At 69.8% G+C, this 22,632-nt stretch carries 17 protein-coding genes; 10 read left to right on the plus strand and 7 right to left on the minus strand.

From position 1 onward, the window contains the following. Positions 1–15: 15 nt before the first annotated feature. From I6I07_RS05790 to I6I07_RS05800, 3 genes are all read right to left on the minus strand, one after another. Entirely contained in the window at positions 16–1,356 is a 1,341-nt protein-coding gene (locus tag I6I07_RS05790) for a heavy metal sensor histidine kinase (protein ID WP_198485958.1), read from the minus strand. Beyond that, positions 1,356–2,045 (minus strand): heavy metal response regulator transcription factor, encoded by a 690-nt coding sequence (locus I6I07_RS05795; protein ID WP_006392423.1) that lies wholly within the window; start codon positions 2,043–2,045, stop codon positions 1,356–1,358. The genes I6I07_RS05790 and I6I07_RS05795 overlap by 1 nt, the downstream gene beginning before the upstream one ends. A gap of 189 nt (positions 2,046–2,234) precedes the next feature. Next, a complete protein-coding gene (locus I6I07_RS05800; protein ID WP_006392422.1) occupies positions 2,235–2,573 on the minus strand; it encodes a hypothetical protein in 339 nt (112 codons plus the stop codon). Positions 2,574–2,838: 265 nt separating this feature from the next. On the opposite strand from I6I07_RS05800, the gene I6I07_RS05805 reads away from it, so the two are divergent. The 5 genes from I6I07_RS05805 (at position 2,839) to I6I07_RS05825 (ending at position 11,132) form a co-directional block, all read left to right on the plus strand. Continuing rightward, positions 2,839–4,092 (plus strand): TolC family protein, encoded by a 1,254-nt coding sequence (locus tag I6I07_RS05805; RefSeq protein ID WP_198485959.1) that lies wholly within the window; start codon positions 2,839–2,841, stop codon positions 4,090–4,092. A 14-nt stretch (positions 4,093–4,106) separates the two neighbouring features. Beyond that, positions 4,107–5,330, plus strand: coding sequence for an efflux RND transporter periplasmic adaptor subunit (locus tag I6I07_RS05810; RefSeq protein WP_198487430.1), 1,224 nt, complete (start codon positions 4,107–4,109; stop codon positions 5,328–5,330). 16 nt (positions 5,331–5,346) lie between these two features. Then, positions 5,347–8,529: a CusA/CzcA family heavy metal efflux RND transporter gene (locus I6I07_RS05815; RefSeq protein ID WP_198485960.1), complete on the plus strand. Its 3,183-nt coding sequence runs from the start codon at positions 5,347–5,349 to the stop codon at positions 8,527–8,529. A gap of 133 nt (positions 8,530–8,662) precedes the next feature. Further along, positions 8,663–9,694 carry a glycosyltransferase family 2 protein gene (locus I6I07_RS05820; protein WP_198485961.1) on the plus strand — a complete coding sequence of 344 codons (1,032 nt, stop codon included), beginning with the start codon at positions 8,663–8,665 and terminating at the stop codon, positions 9,692–9,694. After that, the gene (locus I6I07_RS05825; RefSeq protein ID WP_198485962.1) at positions 9,678–11,132 is read left to right on the plus strand and encodes an ArnT family glycosyltransferase; all 1,455 of its coding nucleotides are present in this window, start codon (positions 9,678–9,680) and stop codon (positions 11,130–11,132) included. Before I6I07_RS05820 ends, I6I07_RS05825 begins: the two co-directional genes overlap by 17 nt. 21 nt (positions 11,133–11,153) lie before the next feature. Here I6I07_RS05825 and speB read toward each other — a convergent pair whose 3' ends face one another. Next, on the minus strand, positions 11,154–12,200 hold the full coding sequence (gene speB / locus I6I07_RS05830) for an agmatinase (protein ID WP_198485963.1): 1,047 nt from the start codon (positions 12,198–12,200) through the stop codon (positions 11,154–11,156). Further along, positions 12,197–13,597 carry a sodium:solute symporter gene (locus tag I6I07_RS05835; RefSeq protein WP_198485964.1) on the minus strand — a complete coding sequence of 467 codons (1,401 nt, stop codon included), beginning with the start codon at positions 13,595–13,597 and terminating at the stop codon, positions 12,197–12,199. Before I6I07_RS05835 ends, speB begins: the two co-directional genes overlap by 4 nt. Positions 13,598–13,856: 259 nt before the next feature. On the opposite strand from I6I07_RS05835, the gene I6I07_RS05840 reads away from it, so the two are divergent. From I6I07_RS05840 to I6I07_RS05855, 4 genes are all read left to right on the plus strand, one after another. Then, positions 13,857–14,774, plus strand: coding sequence for a LysR family transcriptional regulator (locus I6I07_RS05840; RefSeq protein WP_198485965.1), 918 nt, complete (start codon positions 13,857–13,859; stop codon positions 14,772–14,774). A gap of 61 nt (positions 14,775–14,835) precedes the next feature. After that, positions 14,836–15,666, plus strand: a complete 831-nt coding sequence (panB, locus tag I6I07_RS05845; protein WP_198485966.1) for a 3-methyl-2-oxobutanoate hydroxymethyltransferase — start codon at positions 14,836–14,838, stop codon at positions 15,664–15,666. A gap of 99 nt (positions 15,667–15,765) precedes the next feature. Further along, positions 15,766–16,875: a YcjF family protein gene (locus tag I6I07_RS05850; protein WP_198485967.1), complete on the plus strand. Its 1,110-nt coding sequence runs from the start codon at positions 15,766–15,768 to the stop codon at positions 16,873–16,875. Between the two features lie 55 nt (positions 16,876–16,930). After that, the gene (locus tag I6I07_RS05855; protein ID WP_198485968.1) at positions 16,931–19,012 is read left to right on the plus strand and encodes an EAL domain-containing protein; all 2,082 of its coding nucleotides are present in this window, start codon (positions 16,931–16,933) and stop codon (positions 19,010–19,012) included. Between the two features lie 21 nt (positions 19,013–19,033). On the opposite strand, the gene I6I07_RS05860 is transcribed toward I6I07_RS05855, so the two are convergent. Beyond that, complete coding sequence (locus I6I07_RS05860; protein WP_198485969.1) at positions 19,034–20,104, minus strand: ornithine cyclodeaminase; 1,071 nt, start codon at positions 20,102–20,104, stop codon at positions 19,034–19,036. Positions 20,105–20,276: 172 nt separating this feature from the next. Then, complete coding sequence (locus tag I6I07_RS05865) at positions 20,277–21,221, minus strand: LysR family transcriptional regulator (RefSeq protein WP_198485970.1); 945 nt, start codon at positions 21,219–21,221, stop codon at positions 20,277–20,279. A gap of 112 nt (positions 21,222–21,333) precedes the next feature. On the opposite strand from I6I07_RS05865, the gene I6I07_RS05870 reads away from it, so the two are divergent. Next, a complete protein-coding gene (locus I6I07_RS05870) occupies positions 21,334–22,572 on the plus strand; it encodes an MFS transporter (RefSeq protein ID WP_198485971.1) in 1,239 nt (412 codons plus the stop codon). The last annotated feature ends 60 nt before the right edge of the window (positions 22,573–22,632 follow it).

A 22,632-nucleotide genomic window follows, 5' to 3' on the forward strand; every position in this document is an offset into this window, starting at 1 on the left:
ACGCGAACAGGCAGATTAGTTTTCTGTAATGTGGCCGCCGGCGATCCAGAAGCCGATGGTGGTGACGCCGCCCTCGGAGCAGGCGAACGGACGCCCGCCATGCATGCGCGCGATGGCGGCGACGATGGCCAGTCCCAGGCCATGGTGATTGGCGTCGAACGGCCGCGCCGCGTCCATGCGGTAGAAGCGGTAGAACAGCCGCGGCAGGTGTTCCTGGCCGATCGGCTCGCCATGGTTGCGCACCGCGATGCGCACGCCCTGCTCGCCGCGGTCGATCAGCAGGTCGATGCGCGTGCCGCGATGGGCGTAACGCACGGCGTTGGACACCAGGTTGGACACGGCGCGCTGCAACAGCGGGCGGTCCACCTGCGCCGCCGCCTCGCCGGACACGGCGAACGACACGCCCGCGTCCATCGCCTCGGCCTCGTGGTAGTCGGCGATCTCGCTCACCACCTGCGCCAGGCTCGGCGTCCAGCTGCCGCGGGCGCGGGCGCCGCGATCGGCCTGCGACAGGAACAGCATGTCGTTGACGATGCCGGACAGCCGCTGCAGTTCCTCCAGGTTGGACCCCAGGATCTCGCGCAGCACCGCTTCGGGCCGCCTGGCGCTGAGCGCCAGCTCGGTCTCGCCGATCAGGGTCGCCAGCGGCGTGCGCATCTCGTGCGCCACGTCGGCATTGAAGCCTTCCATCTGCACGTAGGCGCGCTCCAGCCGCTGCAAGACCGCGTTGAACTGATGCACCAGCGGCCGGATCTCCTCGGCCTGGTGACTCTCGTCCAGCCGCTCGCCGATGCGGTCGGGCGACAGCCTGGCGGCCTGCCGCCCCAGCTCGTCGACCGGCGCCAGCGCCCGCCGCACCAGCCGCGTGCCGATCGCCGACACCACGATGGCGCCGGCCAGCGCGCAGCCCAGCAGCGTCCACGCCAGCGCCGCGCGCAGGTGCAGGTCGGAGGTGATGTCCAGCACCAGCTCCGCGTTCATCGAACCGCCCGGCGAACCCGGCACCGGCAGAGTGAAACTGATACGGCGGTCATGCCCGGCATCGCCATCGTCGGGCGCGCCGTACACCACCCTGGCGCCATCGATCTCCAGCGCCAGCGAGAAATCAGGACGGCCGTAGAAGAAATCCTCGAGCTTGTGGCGCAGCGAGGCCGAGTCGCCCTTGGCGGCGTTTTCCTCGACCAGGTGCTTGATGACTTCCACCTTCTGCGCCAGCAGGGCTTCCTGGCGGATGGAGAGATTGCGGTTGGTGGCCCAATACACCGCCACGCACACCAGCCCCAGGCCGGCGAACGTCAGGATCGCCAGCCAGCGCGTGAGCCAGCGGCGCAAGGAACGGGGCCGCGCGACGGCCATCAGTCTTCCCGCACTTCCAGCACGTAGCCCATGCCGCGCACGGTGTGCAGCAGCTTCTTCTCGAACGGGTCGTCGACCTTGCCGCGCAGGCGCCGCACCGCCACCTCGACCACATTGGTGTTGCTGTTGAAGTTGATGTCCCAGACCTGCTCGGCCAGCTCCAGCCGCGACAGCACCTCGCCCTGCTTGCGCATCAGCAGGGCCAGCAGCGTGAATTCCTTGGCGGTCAGGTCCAGCCGGGTGCCGGCCCGATAGGCGCGCCGGCGCAGCAGGTCCAGCTCCAGGTCGCCGATGCGCAACACGTTCTGGCCGCCGGCCTCGGCCACGTTGTGGCCGCTGCGGCGGCCCAGCGCCAATACCCGCGCGAGCAACTCGGACAGCGCGAACGGCTTGGCCAGGTAATCGTCGGCGCCGTCGCGCAGGCCTTTCACGCGGTCTTCCAGCTTGTCGCGGGCGGTCAGCATCAGCACGGGCACCCGGTCGGTCTTGCGCAACTCGTGCAGCACCGAAAAGCCGTCCATGCCCGGCAGCATCACGTCCAGCAGCACCAGGTCGTACTGGCTTTCACGCGCCAGGTGCAGACCGCTGACGCCGTCCATGGCCACGTCGACCACGTAGCTGTGCTCGGTGAGCGCGCGGCGCAGGTACTCGGCGAGTTTTTTTTCGTCTTCAATGACCAGTATCTTCATGAGGCCCCGGATGGAGAAAGGGACGAACCACGACGCAGTGCCACCCCGCGGTGCCACCTATTCTACGTTCGCGGCGGCGAAAAGCGGCGCCCGCCGTCCGGGCGCCGCAGCGCGGGACGGCGAAAGCCAGGCCGGCCGAGCCGCCGGTGACGGCCGGCCCGCCGGCGGCATGGGAAGGGCGCGGCGCGGTCAACCCGGCGTGTAGATCGACGCCAGGCGGGCGCGCTCGGCCGGCGTCATCGCCTCGACTTCCGCCAGCGCGTCGGCGCGGGTGCGCGACGTGCCCTGCTTGACCCAGCCCGGCTTGCCCAGGTTGTAGTAGGTGAAGAACCACTGCCGCTTGTCGGCCTTGGCGGCCGCCAGCTCGCCGGCGACCTGCTCGCCGGTCTTGCCGGCCGTGGCGTGGCCCGGCGCGATGCTGTAGCCGATCTCGGTATCGGTCTGGTGCCAGGTGCTGTTGGCGCTGGCCAGGGCCGGCACGGCCAGGGCGCCGCACAGGGCGAGGGTGGCGACGATGCGTTGCTTCATGAATATCTCCTAGTTCCGTTGACTTGCCGGGGCGGCTGGGATGCCGAGCCTGCACGCTTGCGGGGCTGACAGACCCCAAGCGGTGAAGACACTTTACGGACGCGACCGCGTCAATTCGCCAACACGCCGATTACGAATTCGTAAGGCGCGCGAACCTTACGGAAATGTCATTTTTCTGTCGGGGATCTGACGAGGCCCGTTGGATAGAGTGCCCACCAATGCCTGCCTCAGCCCGAGTCCGTGGCGCCCTCCCTTGGTTGACCTCATGCGTTTATCCCCGATACCGCTCGCCCTGGCGGCCGCCCTGTGCCTCGCCCCGGCCTGGGCCCAGCCCGGCCCCGACCGTCCCGCCGTCCCGCTTCGCCCAGCGCCAGTCGCCCAGCCGCTGACCCTGGAACAGGCCCTGGCCACCGCTTATGAACGCAGCCCGCTGCTGGCGGCGGCGCGCAACGAGGCCGCGGCCAGCGAAGGCCAGCTGACCCAGGCCGGCGTCATCCCGAATCCCGCCATCGAGGTCGGCATCGACGACAACCGCCGCGCCACGCGCACCACCACCACCACGCTGAGCATGCCGGTGGAGCTGGGCGGCAAGCGCGCCGCGCGCGTCAAGGCCGCGGGCCTGGCGCGCGACATCGCCCAGCGCGACCTGTCGAGCGCGCGCGCCGACCTGCGCGCCGCCGTCATCGCCGCCTTCTTCGACGTGGCCGTGGCGCAGGAGACCGTGCGGGTGTCGCAGGGCACCGTGGAGATCGCGCAGAACGCCCTGCGCCTGGCCGAGCGGCGCGTGGCGGCCGGCAAGGCGCCGCCGCTGGAAGGCAGCAAGGCCCGCGTCGAGCTGGCCAATGCACGCATCGAGGCGCGCGCCGCCGACAGCGCGCTGGAGGCCGCGCGCCGCGCGCTCGGACAACTGTGGGGCGCGCCGCAGCCCGATTTCACGCGAGTCGGCGCCGACCTGGGCACCCTGCCGCGACGCGAGGCCATCGACGATCTGCGCGGCGCGCTGGCCACCTCTCCGCGCATGGAAGCCGGCCGCCTGTCGGTCGAGTTGGGCCGGGCGCAGCTGGAGGTCGAGAAAAGCAAGCGCTACCCCGACATCACCCTGAGCGCCGGCGTCGCGCGCGACAACGAGCAGGGCCGCAACAAGGCCCAGTTCGGCGTCGCGATTCCGCTGCCGCTGTTCGACCGCAACCAGGGCAATGTTTACTCGGCCACGATGCAGTCGTACAAGGCGCAGGACCTGTACCGCGAGCTGGAGTCGCGCCTGACCGCCGACCTGCTGCAATCCGTATCGCAGTTCGACCTGGCCGCCAATTCGGTGCGCGAGTACCGCGCCACCGTGCTGCCCGGCGCCACCGAAGCCTACGACAGCGCCCGCAAGGGCTTCGAGGCCGGCAAGGTCAGTTTCCTGGAAGTGCTGGACGCGCAACGCACCCTGTCGCAAGGAAACATCGGCTACCTGAATGTCCTGGCCAGCGCCTATCAGGCCGCCGCGGACATCGATCGCATTCTCGGACGTTGAACCCCACCACTGCCATGACCATGCACACCGCGCTTTCCGCCTTCTCCCGCCCGGCGCTGGCCGCCGCCCTGTCCGCCGCCTGCCTGCTGGCGCTGGCCCTGCCGCGCCCGGCCCTGGCCGACGCCGCCGGCAACGGACACAGCCATGCCGCCGCCGAGGCCGCGCCCGCTGGCAAGGCCGGCCAGGCCGACGCCCCGGCCGATCATGACGAAGACAAGATCACGCTGAGCGCCGAACAGATCAAGGCCGCCGGCCTCGGCATCGAAACGGCCGGCCCCGCGCGGCTGGAGACCGCTTCGCAATTCCCCGGCGAGATCAAGTTCAACGCCGACCGCACCGCGCACGTGGTGCCGCGCCTGGCCGGCGTGGTGCAGGAGGTGTCGGCGGACCTGGGCCAGCAGGTCAAACAAGGCGACCTGCTGGCGGCGCTGTCGAGCACCGCGTTGTCGGAACTGCGCAGCGAATGGCTGGCCGCCAGCAAGCGCCGCGACCTCGCCGCCGCCACCCACCAGCGCGAACTCAAGCTGTGGCGCGAGAAGGTCTCGGCCGAACAGGACTACCAGCAGGCGCGCACCGCGCTGCAGGAGGCCCAGATCGCCGTGCAGAACGCCGCGCAGAAACTCGCCGCCATCGGCGCGCCGCCACAGTCCAGGGACCTGAGCCGGCTGGAGATCCGCGCGCCGTTCGACGGCGTGGTGGTCGAGAAACACATCGCCCTGGGCGAGGCCCTGCCCGACACCGCCAGCATCTTCACGCTGTCGGACCTGCGCACGGTCTGGGCCGAGTTCGTGATCGCGCCCAAGGACCTGCAGGACGTGCGCGTCGGCGAAGCCGCCAGCGTCGCCTCGGCGGCCTTCTCCGGCCAGGCCCGGGGCAAGGTGTCGTACATCGGCTCGCTGCTGGGCCAGCAGACCCGCACGGCCACGGCCCGCGTCACCCTCGACAACCCCGACATGGCGTGGCGGCCGGGCCTGTTCGTCTCGGTCAACGTGGTTACCAGCAGCGCCGACGCGCCGCTGGTGGTGGCGGCCGACGCGGTCCAGACCGTCGAGAACGAACCGGTGGTGTACGTCGAAACGCCAGGGGGCTTCCTGGCGCAGCGGGTCAAGCTCGGCCGTACCGCCGGCGAACAGGTCGAAGTGCTGTCGGGCCTGGCCGCCGGCGCCCGCTACGTCGCGCGCAACGCCTTCGTGCTGAAGGCCGAGCAGGGCAAGGCCAGCGCCAGCCACGCGCACTGAGCCGGAGCATCCAGACATGTTCGAACGCCTGATCCGCTTCGCCATCGAGCAACGATGGCTCGTCATTTTCGTCACCCTGGGCGTCGCCGCCATCGGGGTCTACAACTACACCCGGCTGGCGATCGACGCCGTGCCGGACATCACCAACGTGCAGGTGCAGATCAACGTCGGCGCGCCCGGCTATTCACCGCTTGAAACCGAACAGCGCATCACCTATCCGATCGAGACCGTCATGGCGGGCCTGCCCGGCCTGCAGCAGACCCGCTCGCTGTCGCGCTACGGCCTGTCGCAAGTGACGGTGATCTTCAAGGACGGCACCGACATCTATTTCGCGCGCCAGCTGGTCAACCAGCGGTTGCAGGAAGCCAAGGAAAGCCTGCCCGAAGGCATCACGCCGACCATGGGCCCGATCTCGACCGGCCTGGGCGAGATCTACCTGTGGACGGTGGAGGCGGAGCCGGGCGCGACCAAGGAAGATGGCACGCCCTACACCCCCACCGACCTGCGCGAGATCCAGGACTGGGTCATCAAGCCGCAGCTGCGCAACATCACCGGCGTCACCGAGATCAACTCGATCGGCGGCTTCGCCAAGGAATACCAGGTGGCGCCCGACACCGAGCGGCTGGCCTCCTACGGCCTGTCGCTGACCGACATCATGACGGCGCTGGACCGCAACAACGCCAACGTCGGCGCCGGCTACATCGAGCGCAAGGGCGAGCAGTACCTGATCCGCGCGCCCGGCCAGGTGCGCTCCATCGACGACATCCGCGACGTGGTGCTGACCGCCGTGGACGGCCAGGCCATCCGCATCCGCGACGTGGCGGACGTCAGCATCGGCCGCGAGCTGCGCACCGGCGCCGCCACCGACAACGGCCAGGAAGTGGTGCTGGGCACGGTGTTCATGCTGATCGGCGAGAACAGCCGCGCGGTGTCGCAGGCGGTTTCGGCGCGCATCGACGCCATCAACAAGACCCTGCCGGCCGGCGTCCAGGCCGTCACCGTGTACGACCGCAGCAACCTGATCGACAAGGCCATCGCCACGGTCAAGAAGAACCTGCTGGAAGGCGCGGCCCTGGTGATCGTGATCCTGTTCCTGTTCCTGGGCAACATCCGCGCCGCGCTCGTCACCGCCATGGTGATCCCGCTGTCGATGCTGTTCACCTTCACCGGCATGGTCACCTACAAGGTCAGCGCCAACCTGATGAGCCTGGGCGCGCTGGACTTCGGCATCATCGTCGACGGCGCGGTGGTGATCGTCGAGAACTGCGTGCGGCGGCTGAGCCACGCTCAGGAGCAGCAAGGCCGGCCGCTGACCCGCAGCGAACGCTTCCACGAGGTGTTCGCCGCCGCGCGCGAAGCGCGCCGGCCGCTGCTGTTCGGCCAGCTCATCATCATGGTGGTGTACCTGCCGATCTTCGCGCTCAGCGGGGTCGAAGGGCGCATGTTCCACCCCATGGCGCTGACCGTGGTGCTGGCGCTGCTGGGCGCGATGATCCTGTCGGTCACCTTCGTGCCGGCGGCGGTGGCGCTGTTCATCGGCAAGAAGGTATCGGAAAAGGAAAACCGCCTGATGCTGTGGGCCAAGCGCCGCTATGCGCCACTGCTGGACCTGGCCCTGCGCCGCACGCCGCTGGTGCTGGCCGCCGCCACCCTGTTCGTGGCGGTATGCGCAGTGATCGCCGCGCGCATGGGCAGCGAGTTCATTCCCAACCTGAACGAAGGCGACATCGCCATCCAGGCGCTGCGCATCCCCGGCACCAGCCTGAGCCAGTCGCTGGAGATGCAGAAGCAGCTGGAGACCCGCCTGAAGCAGAAATTCCCCGAGATCGAGCGCGTCTTCGCCCGCACCGGCACCGCCGAGATCGCCTCCGACCCGATGCCGCCCAACATCTCCGACGGCTACATCATGCTCAAGCCGAAGGACCAGTGGCCCGCGCCGCGCAAGACCCAGGCCGAGCTGCTGCGCGCGATCCAGGAAGAAGCGGCGCAGATTCCCGGCAACAACTATGAGTTCTCGCAACCGATCCAGCTGCGCTTCAACGAGCTGATCTCCGGCGTGCGCAGCGACGTCGCGGTGAAGATCTTCGGCGACGACAACGACGTGCTGAACCGCTCCGCCGCCGAGGTCGCCCAGGTGCTGCAGGCGATTCCCGGCGCGTCCGAGGTCAAGATCGAGCAGACCACCGGCCTGCCCGTGCTGACGGTCAATATCGACCGCGCCCGCGCCGCCCGCTACGGCCTGAACCTGGCCGACGTGCAGGACACGCTGGGCATCGCCATCGGCGGCCGCGAAGCGGGCACCTTCTTCCAGGGCGACCGCCGCTTCGACATCGTGGTGCGCCTGCCGGAAACGGTGCGCGAGAGCATCCCGGCCCTGCGCAAGCTGCCCATCGCCCTGCCCAAGAGCGACGCGCAGGCGCAGACCGCCTACATCCCGCTGTCGGAGATCGCCACCTTCGACCTGGCGCCCGGGCCCAACCAGATCTCGCGCGAGGACGGCAAGCGCCGCATCGTCGTCAGCGCCAACGTGCGCAGCCGCGACCTGGGGTCGTTCGTGACGGATGCCGAAACGGCGCTGGCCGAGCAGATCAAGGTGCCGGCCGGCTACTGGACCGCCTGGGGCGGCACCTTCGAACAGCTGCAATCGGCGGCCCAGCGCCTGCAGATCGTGGTGCCCGCCGCGCTGCTGCTGGTGTTCGGCCTGCTGTTCGCCATGTTCGGCAACATCAAGGACGGCCTGATCGTGTTCACCGGCATTCCCTTTGCGCTGACAGGCGGCGTCATCTCGCTGTGGCTGCGCGGCATTCCGCTGTCGATCACCGCGGCGGTTGGCTTCATCGCGCTGTGCGGCGTGGCGGTGCTGAACGGCCTGGTGCTGCTGTCGTTCATCAGTTCGCTGCGCGAGTCCGGCAAGCCGCTCGACCTGGCGGTGCGCGAGGGCGCCCTGACGCGCTTGCGGCCGGTGCTGATGACCGCGCTGGTGGCCTCGCTCGGTTTCGTGCCCATGGCGATCGCCACCGGCACCGGCGCCGAAGTGCAGCGCCCGCTGGCCACCGTGGTCATCGGCGGCATCATCTCGTCGACCATCCTGACGCTGCTGGTGCTGCCCGCGCTGTACCGCCTGATGCACCGCAGGGACGCCGAGGAACTCGAGCTGGCGCAGAGCGCGGCGCGGCGCCAGGAGACGGCCGCCGGCTGACCCTGCGGGCGCCACCTTGCGCAAATGTAATGTCGCCGTCCGCCTGCTGTCGCGGACGGCTCAATAAAGTGGCGATGCGCCGGTGCCGCCCGGCCGGCGCGGCCCGACCGATCGACCCAAAGGCGTTCCGAAAATGCGTCCCTATCCCGCTACCCCGATCCTGCCGCGCACCCCGCCGCGTCCGGTACAGCTGTCCGTCGTCATCTGCTTCCTGAACGAGCGCGAGGCGCTGCCGCTGTGCCACGCGCGGCTGCGGCAGGTGTTGGACGCCCTGGACGAGCCGTGGGAGATCGTGTTCGTCGACGATGGCAGCCAGGACGGCAGCGCCGAATACGTCGCCGGACTGATGGCCCGCGAGCCCGGCCTGCAACTGGTGCGCCTGAGCCGCAACTTCGGCAAGGAAGCCGCCATGACCGCCGGCCTGGAACACGCGACCGGCGCCGCCGTCATCCTGCTGGACGCCGACCTGCAGGACCCGCCCGAGCTGATCCCCGACATGGTGCGCGCCTGGCGCGAGGGCGCCGACGTGGTCGGTATGCGGCGCCGCAGCCGCGCCGGCGAAGGCTGGTTCAAGCGCGCCTCGGCCTACGCCTACTACCGCCTGCTGAGCCGGCTGAGCCGCGCCGCGATCCCGCCCGACACCGGCGACTTCCGCCTGATGAGCCGGCGCGCCGTCGACGCGCTGCTGCGGCTGCCCGAACGCTGCCGCTACATGAAGGGCCTGTACGCCTGGATCGGCATGCCGACCCGCTTCATCGACTACGACCGCGCCCCGCGCGCCGCCGGCGCCACCAAGTGGAACGTCGTCGCGCTGCTGCGGCTCGCGCTGGAAGGCATCACCTCGTTCTCGATCGCGCCGCTGCGCTGGGCCACGGCCGCCGGCGTGACGGCCGCGCTGCTGGGGGCCCTGTTCGGTATCGTCATCATCTTCAAGACGCTGATCCACGGCGACGACGTCCAGGGCTACCCCTCGCTGATGGCCATGATCACGTTCCTGAGCGGCATCCAGCTAATCACCATCGGGCTGTTGGGCGAATACATGGGCAAGACCTACATGGAATCCAAGCAGCGCCCGGTCTACCTGGTGCGCGACGTACAGCACAGCGCCGTGGCCGCCCTGCCGCTGGCCGACACCGCCAAGGGTCCGCATGCGGTTAACTTCTAGGGGCCTGCTGCTGGGCCTGGGCGGCATCCTGGCGCTGCGCCTGCTGGCGATGGCGATGATGCCGTTCGCCGACACCTCCGAACCGCGCTACGCCGAGATCGCCCGCCTGATGGCGACGACCGGCGACTGGATCACCCCGTGGTTCGAGCCGGGCGAGCCGTTCTGGGGCAAGCCGCCGCTGGCCTTCTGGGCCCAGGCGCTGTCCATCCGGCTGCTCGGCCTGTCGGAACTGGCGGTGCGCCTGCCGTCGTGGCTGGCCATGCTGGGCGTGCTGGCGCTGGTCCACCGCTGCGCGCGCCAGTTGCGCGGCGAGCAGGCCGCGCGCTGGGCCACGCTGCTGTTCGCCACCATGCTGCTGCCGTACGCCAGCGCCGGCGCGGTGCTGACCGACGCCTTCCTGGCCCTGGGGATCACGCTGTCGATGGTGTCGTTCCTGCTGGCGCCGCGCGACCCGCGGCCGCTGTGGCGCTATGGCTTCTTCGTCGGCCTGGCCATCGGCCTGCTTGCCAAGGGCCCGCTGGCGCTGGCGCTGACCGCCGGCGCGATGGTGCCGTGGATGCTGTGGCACCGCAATGCGCGCGCGCAATTACGCGCGCTGCCGTGGGCGGCGGGCATCGCCCTGACGCTGACGCTGGCGCTGCCCTGGTACATCGCGGCCGAACTGAAGACGCCCGGGTTCCTGCGCTACTTCATCGTCGGCGAGCACATCCTGCGTTTCGTCGATCCGGGCTGGGAGGGCGACCGTTACGGTTCGGCCCACCAGCGCCCCTATGGCAGCATCTGGCTGGACTGGCTGTTGGCGACCATGCCGTGGGGCCTGGCCTGGCTCGGCCTGCTGCTGTGGCCGCGACGCGACGACCCGCTGCGGCGCCGCGTCGCGGCGGCGGCGCGCGACCCCGACCTGACCTACCTGCTGGCCTGGGGGCTGGCCACGCCAGCGTTCTTCACCCTGTCGGGCAACATCCTGTGGACCTATGTGCTGCCGGCGCTGCCGCCCGTGGCGCTGGCGCTGGGCATGCAGGTGGCACGGTGGCGCGCCGCGCGCCCGGCCGGGCTGATATTGGCGGGCATGGCGCTGGCGCCCGCCGCCGCGCTGGTCCTGGCCCTGCTGGCCTGGGCGCAGCCGGCGCACTACAAGACGGAAAAGCAGCTGGTGCGGCGCGCCGAAGCCGCCATGCGGGCCGACGACCGGCTCTATTTCGTCGGCAGCCGCCCGTTCTCGGCGCGCTACTATTCGCGCGACACGGCCGGCCTGGTGGACGGCCCGCAGGCCCTGGCCGCGGTGCTGCCGGCCGCCGGCCAGCGGGTCTTCCTGGCCGTGCGCAAGCGCGAGGCCACCACGCTGCTGGCGACCTGGCGCGGACGGGTCACGCCGCTGTATTCGAGCCGGCGCTACACCTTGCTGCAGGTGACGGGCGAGGGCGCCACGGCGCCCTGACGGCGGGGCCGCGCCGCCACGTCAGCGCGCGCCGCGCCAGCGCATCAGGCTCAGGATCTCGAACAGGATCTGCGCGCCCGCGTGCGCCGTGTTGGCGGTGGCGTCGTACGACGGCGCTACTTCCACCAGGTCGCCGCCGATGATGTTCAGGCCGGCCAGCCCGCGCAGCATGGCCTGGGCCTCGCGCACGGTCACCCCGCCGACCTCGGGCGTGCCGGTGCCGGGCGCGAACGCCGGGTCCAGGCAGTCGATATCGAACGACACGTAGACCGGCCCGTCGCCGACCACGGCGCGCGCCTGGGCGATGATGGCCTCCACGCCCAGGCGTGCAATGTCCTCGGCGTGGATCACCGTCATGCCCGATTCGTACGAGAACTCCCACAGGTATTCGGCCGAGCCGCGGATGCCGATCTGGATGGTGCGGGTGGGGTCGAGCACGCCTTCCAGCACCGCCTGCCGAAACGGCCCGCCATGATGGAAGCGGCTGCCGTCGAACGGCCCGCCGGTATCGCAATGCGCGTCGAAATGCACCAGCGCCACCGGCTGCCGAGCGCCCAGCGCGCGCAGGATCGGCAGCGTCACGGAATGGTCGCCGCCCACCGACAGGGGGGTCACGCCCGCCGCCACGATCTTGGCGTAGGCCGCGTGGATGTCCTCGTGCGACTGCTCCAGGCTGTAGCGGCTGCGCATCGGCACGTCGCCGATGTCGGCGACCCGCAGCTCGCGCACCGGCGCACATCGCAGCGCGTGGTTGTAGGGCCCCACCCGTTCGATGGCGCGCAACGCCCGCGGCCCGAAGCGGCAGCCGCTGCGATTGCTGGCGCCCAGGTCCATCGGCACGCCCGTCAGCGCCACCTGCAGGTCGCCGAAATCGGGCCGGTCCCAGTCGATCTGCCGGGTTGGCGCGTCGAGCAGGGTCGGCATGCCGGCATAGGGCGCGCTGCGCGTGCCGCTTTCGTCGATGACGTTGGCCGCCACGGCGCGGAAATGCGGGTCGTGGATGACGGCCTCGTTGGCTCCGCCGAACCGGGCGCGCAGCGCGGCCAGCTTCTCGGGCGTGAAGGTCATGGAATGCTCCTGGAAGGGGTCTCGCCCGGGACAGGCGCGGCGGCCCGCCCCATCAGGCTGACGATGACAAAACTGAGGACGCTGACCGCCAGGCTGGCGTAGATGGGCGTGTTGGCCGCCAGGCCGTCCTTGATCATGAAGCCGATCGCGGTGCCGCAGCCCAGCAGCATGCTGGCGATGGCGCCCGGCGTGGTGGCGCGGCGCCACCAGATGGCGCCCAGTATCGGCACCAGCATGCCGCCCACCAGCAGGTTGTAGGCGCAGGTCAACGCGTTCAGCACGTCATCGACCGCCAGCGCGATGCCCAGCGTGGCCAGGCCGACCAGCAGCGTCACCAGGCGATGGCTGCGCACCTGCGTGAAACCGCGTCCGCCGCGCAACGCCGGCAACAGGTCTTCGGACAGCACCGTCGCCGACGCCAGCATCGCCGCGCTGGCCGTGGACATCATCGCCGCCAGCGCCGCCGCGATCACCAGGCCGCGGATGCCTTCCGGCAGGCCCGCCTGCACGATGGCGGCAAAGGCGTTGTTGACGTTGGCCAGGTCGGGCAGCAGCACCTTCGCCGTCATCCCGATCAACGCGCACACCAGGCCGTAGAGGATGCAATACAGGCCCGCCGCCGCGCCCGCCACCCGCGCCACGCGCTCGCTGCGGGCGGTGAACACCCGTTGCCAGATGTCCTGGCCGATCAGGATGCCGAAGAAATAGATCAGGAAGTACGTCAGCACCGTGGGCCAGCCGATGCTGGCGAGCTCGAAGCTGGCCGCCGGCAGTTTGGCCACCAGCTGGTCCCAGCCGCCAACCCGCGACAGGCAGATCGGCAGCAGGATGAACATCAGGCCGACGGTCTTGATGAGGAACTGCACGATGTCCGTCAGCGTCAGCGACCACATGCCGCCCACCGCCGAGTACACCACCACCACGCCGCCGCCCACCAGGATCGACAGCCAGAAGGGCAGGTCGAACAGCACCTGCATCACGGTGCCGATCGCGATCACCGAGGTGGCCGCCAGCATCAGCGCGTAGGCCATCATCACCACCGCGCTGACGTGCTTGGTGCGCGCGCTGTAGCGGTACTCCAGGATCTGCGTCACGGTGAAGATGCGCAGCTTCAGCAGCGGCTTGGCCAGGAACACATTGAGCACGATGATGCCCAGGCCCAGCATGGCGCACAGCCAGAAGCCGGAAATGCCGTACACATAACCCAGCCGGACCGTGCCGACCGTGCTGGCGCCGCCCAGGACGGTGGCCGCCATGGTGCCCATGTAGAAGCCCGGCCCCAGGTTGCGGCCCGCCACCAGGAAATCCTCGTGCGTCTTCGCCCGCCGCATGCCGTACCAGCCCAGCAGCAGCATGGCGGCCAGGTACAGCATCACGACGCCTATGTCCAAAACCATGTCCTTCCCCTTGTGTCGCCGCGTGCGTCGGCGGGCGCGCACGCTGATTGACCGCCGCCGGCAAACAACTACTTTCGTAGAAGTGAATCCGGAAAACTCGCGCATTCCGGCGCCGATCGGCTCGCTCGCCGCCGGCGGCGTCGGCGTCGATCCAAATCGGCAACTCCGGTGGAATAATAGGAATCCGCTCTTTTTCCATCCATATCTGGTTCGGAAAATTCACATCGACGTCCATCAATGTTTAGTCGGTAGTTACCCTATGCTCTCGAACGTCTCCGACCTCGACCTGCGGCTGATCCGCGTCTTCCTGACCATCGTCGACGCCGGCGGCGTGTCGGCCGCGCAGGCGCTGCTGGGCGTGGGCCAGTCCACCATCAGCAGCCAGCTCGCCACCCTCGAAACCCGGCTCGGCTTCACGCTGTGCGAACGCGGCCGCGGCGGCTTTCGCCTGAGCGCCAAGGGGCAGCGTTTCGACAAGCTGGCGCGCCGCGCGCTGGCCTCGCTGGACGACTTCAGCGCGCAGGCGCGCAACATGCACCGGCAACTGGTGGGCAACCTGACGCTGGGCCTGATCGGCAACGCGACCATGGCGCAGAACGCGCGCATCGGCCACGCCATCGAGAGATTCCGCCGGCGCGACGAAGCGGTGCGCCTGTCGGTGCTGATCCGCAGTCCGCGCGAACTGGAAGAACTGATCCTGAAAGACGAGATGCAGGTCGCCATCGGCTACTTCCTGCACCGGGTGCCGATGCTCGACTACACCACGCTGTTCCAGGAACGCCAGATCGCCTACTGCGGCGCCACCCATCCGCTGGCGGCGCGCGCCGGCCGCGTCACCGAACAGGACATCGCCGACGCCGACTGGACCTGGCGCACCTACCCCTTGCCCGAATCCTCGTTCGCCGGCCGGCCGCGCCACATCACCTCCGAGGCCGACAACATGGAGGCCGCGCTGATCCTGATCCTGTCGGGCGCGCACCTGGGCTACCTGCCCGAGCACTACGCGGCGCCGTACGTGGCCGCCGGCCTGCTGCACGCGCTGGACGCCAACGCCTACCACTACGACGTCGAGATCAGCATGGTGGCGAAGCGCCGCAGCCACCTGGACGACATCGCCGCGGCCTTTCTCGAGGACATGCGCGCGGCCCTGCTGGACGCGTCGGCCCCGCCGCCGTGATATACCTGTGCCGCGCGCGGCGTCCGCACCAGGCCGCGCGCGCCGCATACCAGGAGCCCGCATGTCCACCACCGCCACCTTGAATTCCGCCGCCGCCGCGCCGCGCCGCATGACCGTCCCGGCCTTTCGCGCCCGCAAGCGCGCCGAGCCGCTGGTCATGCTCACCGCCTACACCGCGCGCATGGCCGAACTGCTCGATCCCCACTGCGACGCGCTGCTGGTGGGCGACAGCCTGGCGCAGACCATCTACGGCCTGCCGTCCACCGTTCCGGTCACGCTCGACATGATGATCGCGCACGGCGCCGCCGTGGCGCGCGGCGCACGCCAGGCGCTGGTGGTGGTCGACATGCCCTTCGGCAGCTACGAGGAGAGCCCGGAGCAGGCCTTCCGCTCGGCCGCGCGGGTCCTGAAGGAAACGGGCGCCAGCGCGGTCAAGCTGGAGGGCGGCCAGGCCATGGCGCCCGCCATCGCCTATCTGTCGGCGCGCGGCATTCCGGTCATGGCGCACATCGGCCTCACGCCGCAGGCGGTGAACATTCTCGGCGGCTACGGCGCGCGCGGCCGCGGCGACGCCGAATACGCCCGCATCGCGGCCGACGCCACGGCGGTGGCCGACGCCGGCGCCTTCGCGGTGGTGATCGAAGGCGTGGTCGAGCCGCTGGCGCTGGCCATCACCGAAGCCATCGCCTGCCCCACCATCGGCATCGGCGCGTCGGCCGGCTGCGACGGCCAGGTGCTGGTGGTCGACGACATGCTCGGCATGTTCGACCGCACCGCCCGCTTCGTGAAGCGCTACGACACCCTGTCGGCCCGCATCCAGGACGCCGCCCGCGAGTATGCCGCCGACGTGCGCGCGCGCCGTTTCCCCGAGGCGGAACACCTGTACGGCTAGGCCGCCGGCGGCCGGGCGATCCGGCCCCGTCCGCGTTTGTCGCTAGAATCGAGCCATGCCTGATTTCCGCGCCCGCCGCGCATCCTCCCTTCGCCAGCCATGACGCCGCCCCGCCACGACACGCCCCAGCTGCAGGACGCAATCGCCGACGCGATCAGCACCGCCACGCGCGGCGCGGGCCGCGTCAACATCCTGGTCGCCGGCAAGACCGGCGTGGGCAAGAGCACGCTCATCAACGCGGTGTTCCGCGGCGACCTGGCCAAGACCGGCGCCGGCAAGCCGGTCACGCAGACCACGCAGGAATTCTCGCGGCCCGGCCATCCGCTCACCATCATCGACACTCGCGGCCTGGAGGTCGGCGACTACGCCCGTTCGCGCCAGCAACTGGCCGACCTGATCCGCGAGCGCGCCGCCTCGGATGACCAGGACCGGCACCTGCACGTGGCCTGGCTCTGCATCCAGGACAGCAGCCACCGCGTCGAGGATGCCGAGATCGAGCTGTGCGCGCTGCTGGCCGATGCCGGCATCCCGGTCATCGGCGTGCTCACCAAGGCCCGCAAGAACAGCCCCTTCCTGGAACAGGCGCGGGCGCTGCTGCCGCGCGCGCGCCAGGTGGTGGCGGTGCGCGCGCTGCCCGAACGCATCGAGGAACTGGACGCCGACCTGCCGCCGATGGGGCTGGACGCGCTGATCGAAGCCACCGCCGCCTTCATCCCCGAATCGCAGCAGCGCGCCTACGCCAACGCGCTTTCGACCCGCAACCAGAAAGCCCTGGAAGTAAAAAAAAAGCGGGCTGAAATAGAGGTGAACGTCGCCGCCGGCCTGGCCGCGTCGGCCGCCGCCGCGCCGATTCCGTTTTCCGACGCCGTGGCGCTGGTGCCGATCCAGGTCGGCATGATCGCCAAGATCGGCATCACCTTCGGCATGGAATTGAACACCGCCGCCATCAGCACGCTGGTGACGTCCACGCTGGGCGCGTCCGCGGCCACGCTGGTCGGTCGCTCGCTGGTGTCGGGCCTGCTGAAGTTCATCCCCGGCGCCGGCAGCGCGATCGGCGGCACCATCGCCGCCACCACCGCCGGCGCCATCACCAAACTGCTGGGCAACGCCTACATCGCGGTGTTGTACGACTTCTGCCAGAAGCATCCGGGCCAGGATCTCGACATCCCCATGATCACGCAGGCCCTCAAGCAACGCATGAAACCCTGAGCCTGTTACCCAACGCAAGTAGTGCCGCGAATCCCGCAACGCCTGCCCACTCCCAATGATCATCGACCATTCCGACGTCATGTATCGGCACCTCGTGCAAGGTGTCGTTGACTACGCTATCTACATGTTGAACCCCGACGGCACCGTCGCCAACTGGAACGCCGGCGCCGAGCGTGCCAAGGGGTATACGCGGGACGAAATCGTGGGGCGGCATTTTTCCTGCTTCTACAGCCCCGCCGACCAGGCCTCGGGCCTGCCGGGACGCGGCCTGAACATCGCCCGCGAGCAGGGCCGTTTCGAGGCCGAGGGCTGGCGCATCCGCAAGGACGGCACGCCGTTCTGGGCGCACGTGGTGATCGACGCCATCCACGACGACGCCGGCGCGCTCATCGGCTACGCCAAGATCACGCGCGATTGCACCGAACGCCGCGAGCGCGAACTGCAGGTGCTGCACGCCAAGGAACTGGCCGAGCGCTACAACAGCGAACTGACCTCGCTGTCGAGCTTCCTGGAAGCCGTGGTCTCGCACATCCCGTCCTGCGTGCTGGTGCTGGACGCGGTGTCGCGCCGCATCCTGCTGGCCAACCGGCAGACCGAAAACGTCTTCGGCGCGCGCCGCGATCAGATGCAGGGCCACACCATGCAGCAATGCCTGCCGCCCGCGGTCCATGAATTCTTCGAGCGCCTGACCAACGACGCCCTGCGCTCCGACGGCGCCTTGCGCGAAGCCGGCCAGGAAGAGGTCATCACCGAACGCGGCCCGCGCACGCTGCGCAGCAAGACGCTGGTGTTCCACAGCAGCGATCCGCGTTCGCGCTACGTGCTGCTGATCGCCGACGACATCACCGACGAGAACGCGGCCCAGGCCCAGGTGCGCTACATGGCGCACCACGACACGCTCACCGGCATTCCCAACCGCCGCCTGTTCCGCGAACGGCTGCTCAAGGCGCTCTCGCCCGAGGGCCGGGAACGCAGCGCCGCGGTGCTGTGCCTGGACCTGGACAACTTCAAGAGCGTCAACGACACGCTCGGCCACCAGTACGGCGACGAACTGCTGCGCCAGTTGGCCCGCCGCCTGGCCAAGAACCTGCGCGAGCAGGACACCCTGGCGCGCCTGGGCGGCGACGAATTCGCGGTGGTGCTGCCCGGCATCGACAAGACCGACGACCTGCGCCAGATGGCCCAGCGCCTGATCGACGCGGTGCGCGAACCCTTCCAGGTCGACGGCCACACCGTGCCGGTCAGCGTCAGCATCGGCATCGCCCGCGCCACCGCGCAAGAGTGCGGCGCCGACCACCTGCTGCGCTACGCCGACATGGCCCTGTACGAAGCCAAGCGCAATGGCCGCAACTGCCTGGCGTTCTTCAAGCCCGAAATGGAAGCGGCCGCGCTCAAGCGCCACGAAATGGAGATGGACCTGCGCCAGGCCATCCTGTCGCAGCAGCTGCAGCTGTACTACCAGCCCATCAAGGACGCCAGCCATGTCCGCACGGTGGGGCGCGAAGCGCTGATGCGCTGGCAGCACCCGGCCAAGGGCCTCATCATGCCCAACGACTTCATCCCGATCGCCGAAGAGACCGGGCTGATCCACGAGCTGGGCGCCTTCACGCTGCACGAAGCCTGCCGCGAAGCCATGACGTGGGACGCGCACGAAACCGTGGCGGTGAACCTGTCGGCCACGCAGTTCACCAACAACGCGCTGGTCTCGCTGGTGGAATCGGCCCTGGCCACGTCCGGCCTGCCGGCGCGGCGGCTGGAGCTGGAGATCACCGAATCGGTGCTGCTGGCCAACTCCGAAGCCAACCTGACCACGCTCAACCGGCTCAAGCAGCTGGGCGTGAAAGTGGCGCTGGACGATTTCGGCACCGGCTATTCCTCGCTGGGTTACCTGCGCACCTTCGAGTTCGACAAGATCAAGATCGACAAGTCCTTCACGCAGGACGTCGAATCGAGCAAGGAGGCGCTGGCCATCATCCGCGCCATCAACGGCATCGGCCGCAGCCTCGACATCCCCACCACCGCCGAGGGGGTGGAGACCGCGGCCCAGCTGGAAAGGCTGACGCAGGAAGGCTGCTCGCACTTCCAGGGCTTCCTGCTGGGGCGGCCGGTGTCGCACGAGCCGCCGCAACCCGAATAGGCCGCGGCGCCCCGGCGCGGCTCAGTCCTTGAGCAGCGCCTGGTTGGCGCGGGCCGCGGCCTGCGCGGCGGCCTGGCGGCCACGCACGAGTTCGAACAGGTTCTTCGGATCGGCCAGGCGCGGCGCCACTTCCACCCGCGTGCCGATGCCGTGCTTGACCGCGCTGTCGCGCAGCCAGCGCAGCGCCGAGAAGTCCTCGAGCGCGAAGCCGACGGAGTCGAACACGGTGATGTCGCGATCGCCCTGGCGGCCGGCGCTCTGGCCCGTCAGCACGCGCCACAGCTCGGTCACCGCGAAGTCGGCGGGCATCTGCTGCAGGTCGCCCTCGATGCGCGTTTGCGGCTCGTATTCGACGAACACCGGACCCGCGCGCAGCACGTCGGCGTGCAGCTCGGTCTTGCCCGGGCAGTCGCCGCCCACGGCGTTGATGTGCATGCCCGGCTCGATCATGTCGGCGGTCAGGATGGTGGCGTAGGCCTTGTCGGCCGTCACCGTGGTCACGATGTCCACGCCCCTGGCGGCCGCGGCGGTGCTGTCGAAGCGTCGCAGGCGCAGGCCGGGCACGCCGGCCAGGTTGCGTTCGAGCTTGTCGGTGGCGGCCGGATCGACGTCGTACAGGTGCAGCGTGTCGATGCCCAGGATGTGATGGAACGCCAGCGCCTGGAATTCGCTTTGCGCGCCATTGCCGATCAAGGCCATGCTGCGCGAGCCCGGACGGGCCAGGGCGCGGGCGGCCAGCGCCGACGTGGCGGCGGTGCGCAGCGCGGTGGTCAGCGTCAGTTCGCTGATCAACAGCGGTTCGCCGGTGTTGACCTGTGCCAGCGCGCCAAAGGCCATCACGGTGCTCAGGCCGGCCGTCGGGTTGCCGGGATGGCCGTTGACGTACTTGAAGCTGTAGAGGTCATTGTCGGCCGTGGGCATCAGTTCGATCACGCCGGTCGCCGAATGGCTGGCGACGCGCGCGCTCTTGTCGAACTCCTGCCAGCGCAGGAAATCGGCCAGCAGATAATCCAGCAGATCCTCGAATACCTTGCGCGGGCCCTGTGCGGCCACGATCTTCGCGACGTCGGTGGTGGTGAGCAGTGTCGTCATTATTTTCCCCTGATGTTTCGGTACAGAAATTCTGTCCGATGCCCAGGTCAATGCCTAGCGCCCACTTTCCACACAAAATGCTAGGAACCTGCCATTCTGGCAACCGCCGATGCCACTTGTCGCAATCCGGCCGTGGCACTGCTGGTAATCCCTGATATGCCGCGAACGGCGCCTAAACCGCGTCACTCGCGCGCAACTCCGCCGGCAGATGCTCGCGCATGACCTCGATGAAACGCCGCAGCCGGGCCGGCTGCAAGCGCGACGGCGCGTAGATCAGGTAGACGGGCAAGGGCGGGGCGAACCAGTCCGGCGCCAGCTGCACCAGCCGGCCGCTGGCCAGATCATCGCGCAGCGCCCAGGCCGACGCGATGCCCACGCCCAGGCCCAGCAACGCCGCCTTGCGCAGCGCGTACAAGCCGTCGGTGGACAGGCGCGGCACGATGTCGATGCACACCACCTCGCCGGTGCGCACGTGCGTCAGGCTGACTTCATCGCGGTAGAACGTGCGCAGCGCCAGCCACGGCAGCGCCGCCAGTTCGGACGGATGCAGGGGCAGGGGGCCGTCGCCCAGCAGCGATGGCGCCGCCATGACGCTGCGCGACACCTGGCCCAGCTTGACCGCCACCACCGACGGATCCTGCACCGGCCCGACCTTGATCGCGCAATCGATGTTCTCGGCGATGAAATCCGGCACGCGGTCGTGCAGCAGCCATTCCACCCGCATCCTTGGATACTGGCGCAGGTAGTGCGCCAGCGCCTCCATGAACTGGTTCTGGCCGAACGCGTGCGGCGCCACCACCCGCAGCGATCCGGCCAGTTCCTCGCCGGCGCCGCGCACCTCGCTCTCGAGCGAGTGCCAGGTGGTCATCAGTTCCCTGGCCCGCTCGTAGCAACGCTGGCCGTCGTCGGTCAGCCGGATCGCATGGGTCGAGCGCTGCAGCAGCCGCACCCCCAGCGTGCGCTCCAGCAGTTGCAGCCGGCGGCTGACCGTGGGCTGCGTCGCCCCCAGCTGCGAGGCAGCCGCCGACAGGCTGCCGGCCTCCACGATACGTATGAAGGTTTCGAGCAACAGCAGGCGGTCGGTGCCGGTCGCAGCGGGCAGGGCGGGGATGGTCATACGCTCATCGTATAACGGATCTACCCGGCGGACGGCTACCCACGGCCCGGGCAGACGCTCAGAATCTGCGCCGTACCCCCTTCGCGGCATCTTTCCTGAACGGAACCCCCTCATGTCCTCCGATACCCGGGCGCATCCCGCGCCCCCCACCCAAGATCCGTCCGCCGGACTGGTCCTGCTGCTCGCCATGGGCGCCGGCCTGGCCGTTGCGTCCCTGTATTACAACCAACCGATGCTGGGCATCCTGGGCGCGGACCTGCACGCCAGCGCCAGCCAGCTCGGCTGGATCCCGACGCTGACCCAGCTGGGCTACGCGTTCGGCATCCTGTTGCTGGCGCCGCTGGGCGACCGCTACGACCGCAAGCGCATCGTCCTCATCAAGGCCTGCGCCCTCGCCGCGGCCCTGCTGCTGGCCGCCGTCGCCCCCGCCATCGGCGTGCTGCTGACCGCCAGTTTCGCTATCGGCCTGTCCGCCACCCTGGCGCAGGACATCGTGCCCGCCGCTGCCACGCTGGCGCCGCCCGCCCATCGCGGCCGCATCGTCGGCACCGTGATGACCGGCCTGCTGCTGGGCATCCTGCTGTCGCGTGTCATCAGCGGCTTCGTCGCCGAACAGCTCGGCTGGCGCACCATGTTCCTGGCCGCCGCGGTATCGATCGTGGCGCTGGGTGCGGCCCTGTGGCGCGGCCTGCCCGCGTTCGTCCCGACCTCGCGGCTGCCCTACGCCGAACTGCTGCGCTCGCTGCCCCGCCTATGGCGCCAGCACGGCGAACTGCGCCGCGCCGCGACCGCGCAGGGGCTGCTGTCGCTGGGCTTCAGCGCGTTCTGGTCGACCCTGGCGGTCATGCTGCACGAGGCGCCGTTCCACCTCGGCGCGGCAGCGGCCGGCGCCTTCGGCCTGGCCGGCGCCGCCGGCGCCCTGGCGGCGCCGCTGGCCGGCCGCTATGCCGACCGGCGCGGCCCCAACGCCGTCAGCCGCCTTGGCGCCGCGCTGACCGCGGTGTCGTTCGCCACCATGGCGCTGCTGCCGCTGCTGTCGGCCCAATCCGGCCTGTGGCTGATCGCCGCCAGCGCCATCGGCTTCGACCTGGGCATCCAGGTGGCGCTGATCGCGCACCAGAGCATCGTCTACGGCATCGACCCCGCCGCGCGCAGCCGGCTCAACGCGGTACTGATGGTCAGCGTCTTCATCGGCATGGCCGCGGGCGGCGCGCTCGGCAGCCTGGCGCTGGCGCACTGGGGCTGGATCGGCGTGACCGCGGTGGCCACGGCCGCGGCGATCGGCGCCCTGGCCTTGCGCGTCTGGCCCGCCCGGCGCGGCGTGGCGCGCGGCGCGAACTGCGCGGCCTGATCGGACCGCCCACGCTGGCGGGCGCCGGATGCGACACAGCCCTCGAACCGTGGCAACGGC

Origin of the sequence: Achromobacter deleyi, assembly GCF_016127315.1 — a bacterium.
In the GTDB taxonomy this organism is placed as follows: Bacteria; Pseudomonadota; Gammaproteobacteria; order Burkholderiales; family Burkholderiaceae_B; genus Achromobacter; species Achromobacter insuavis_A.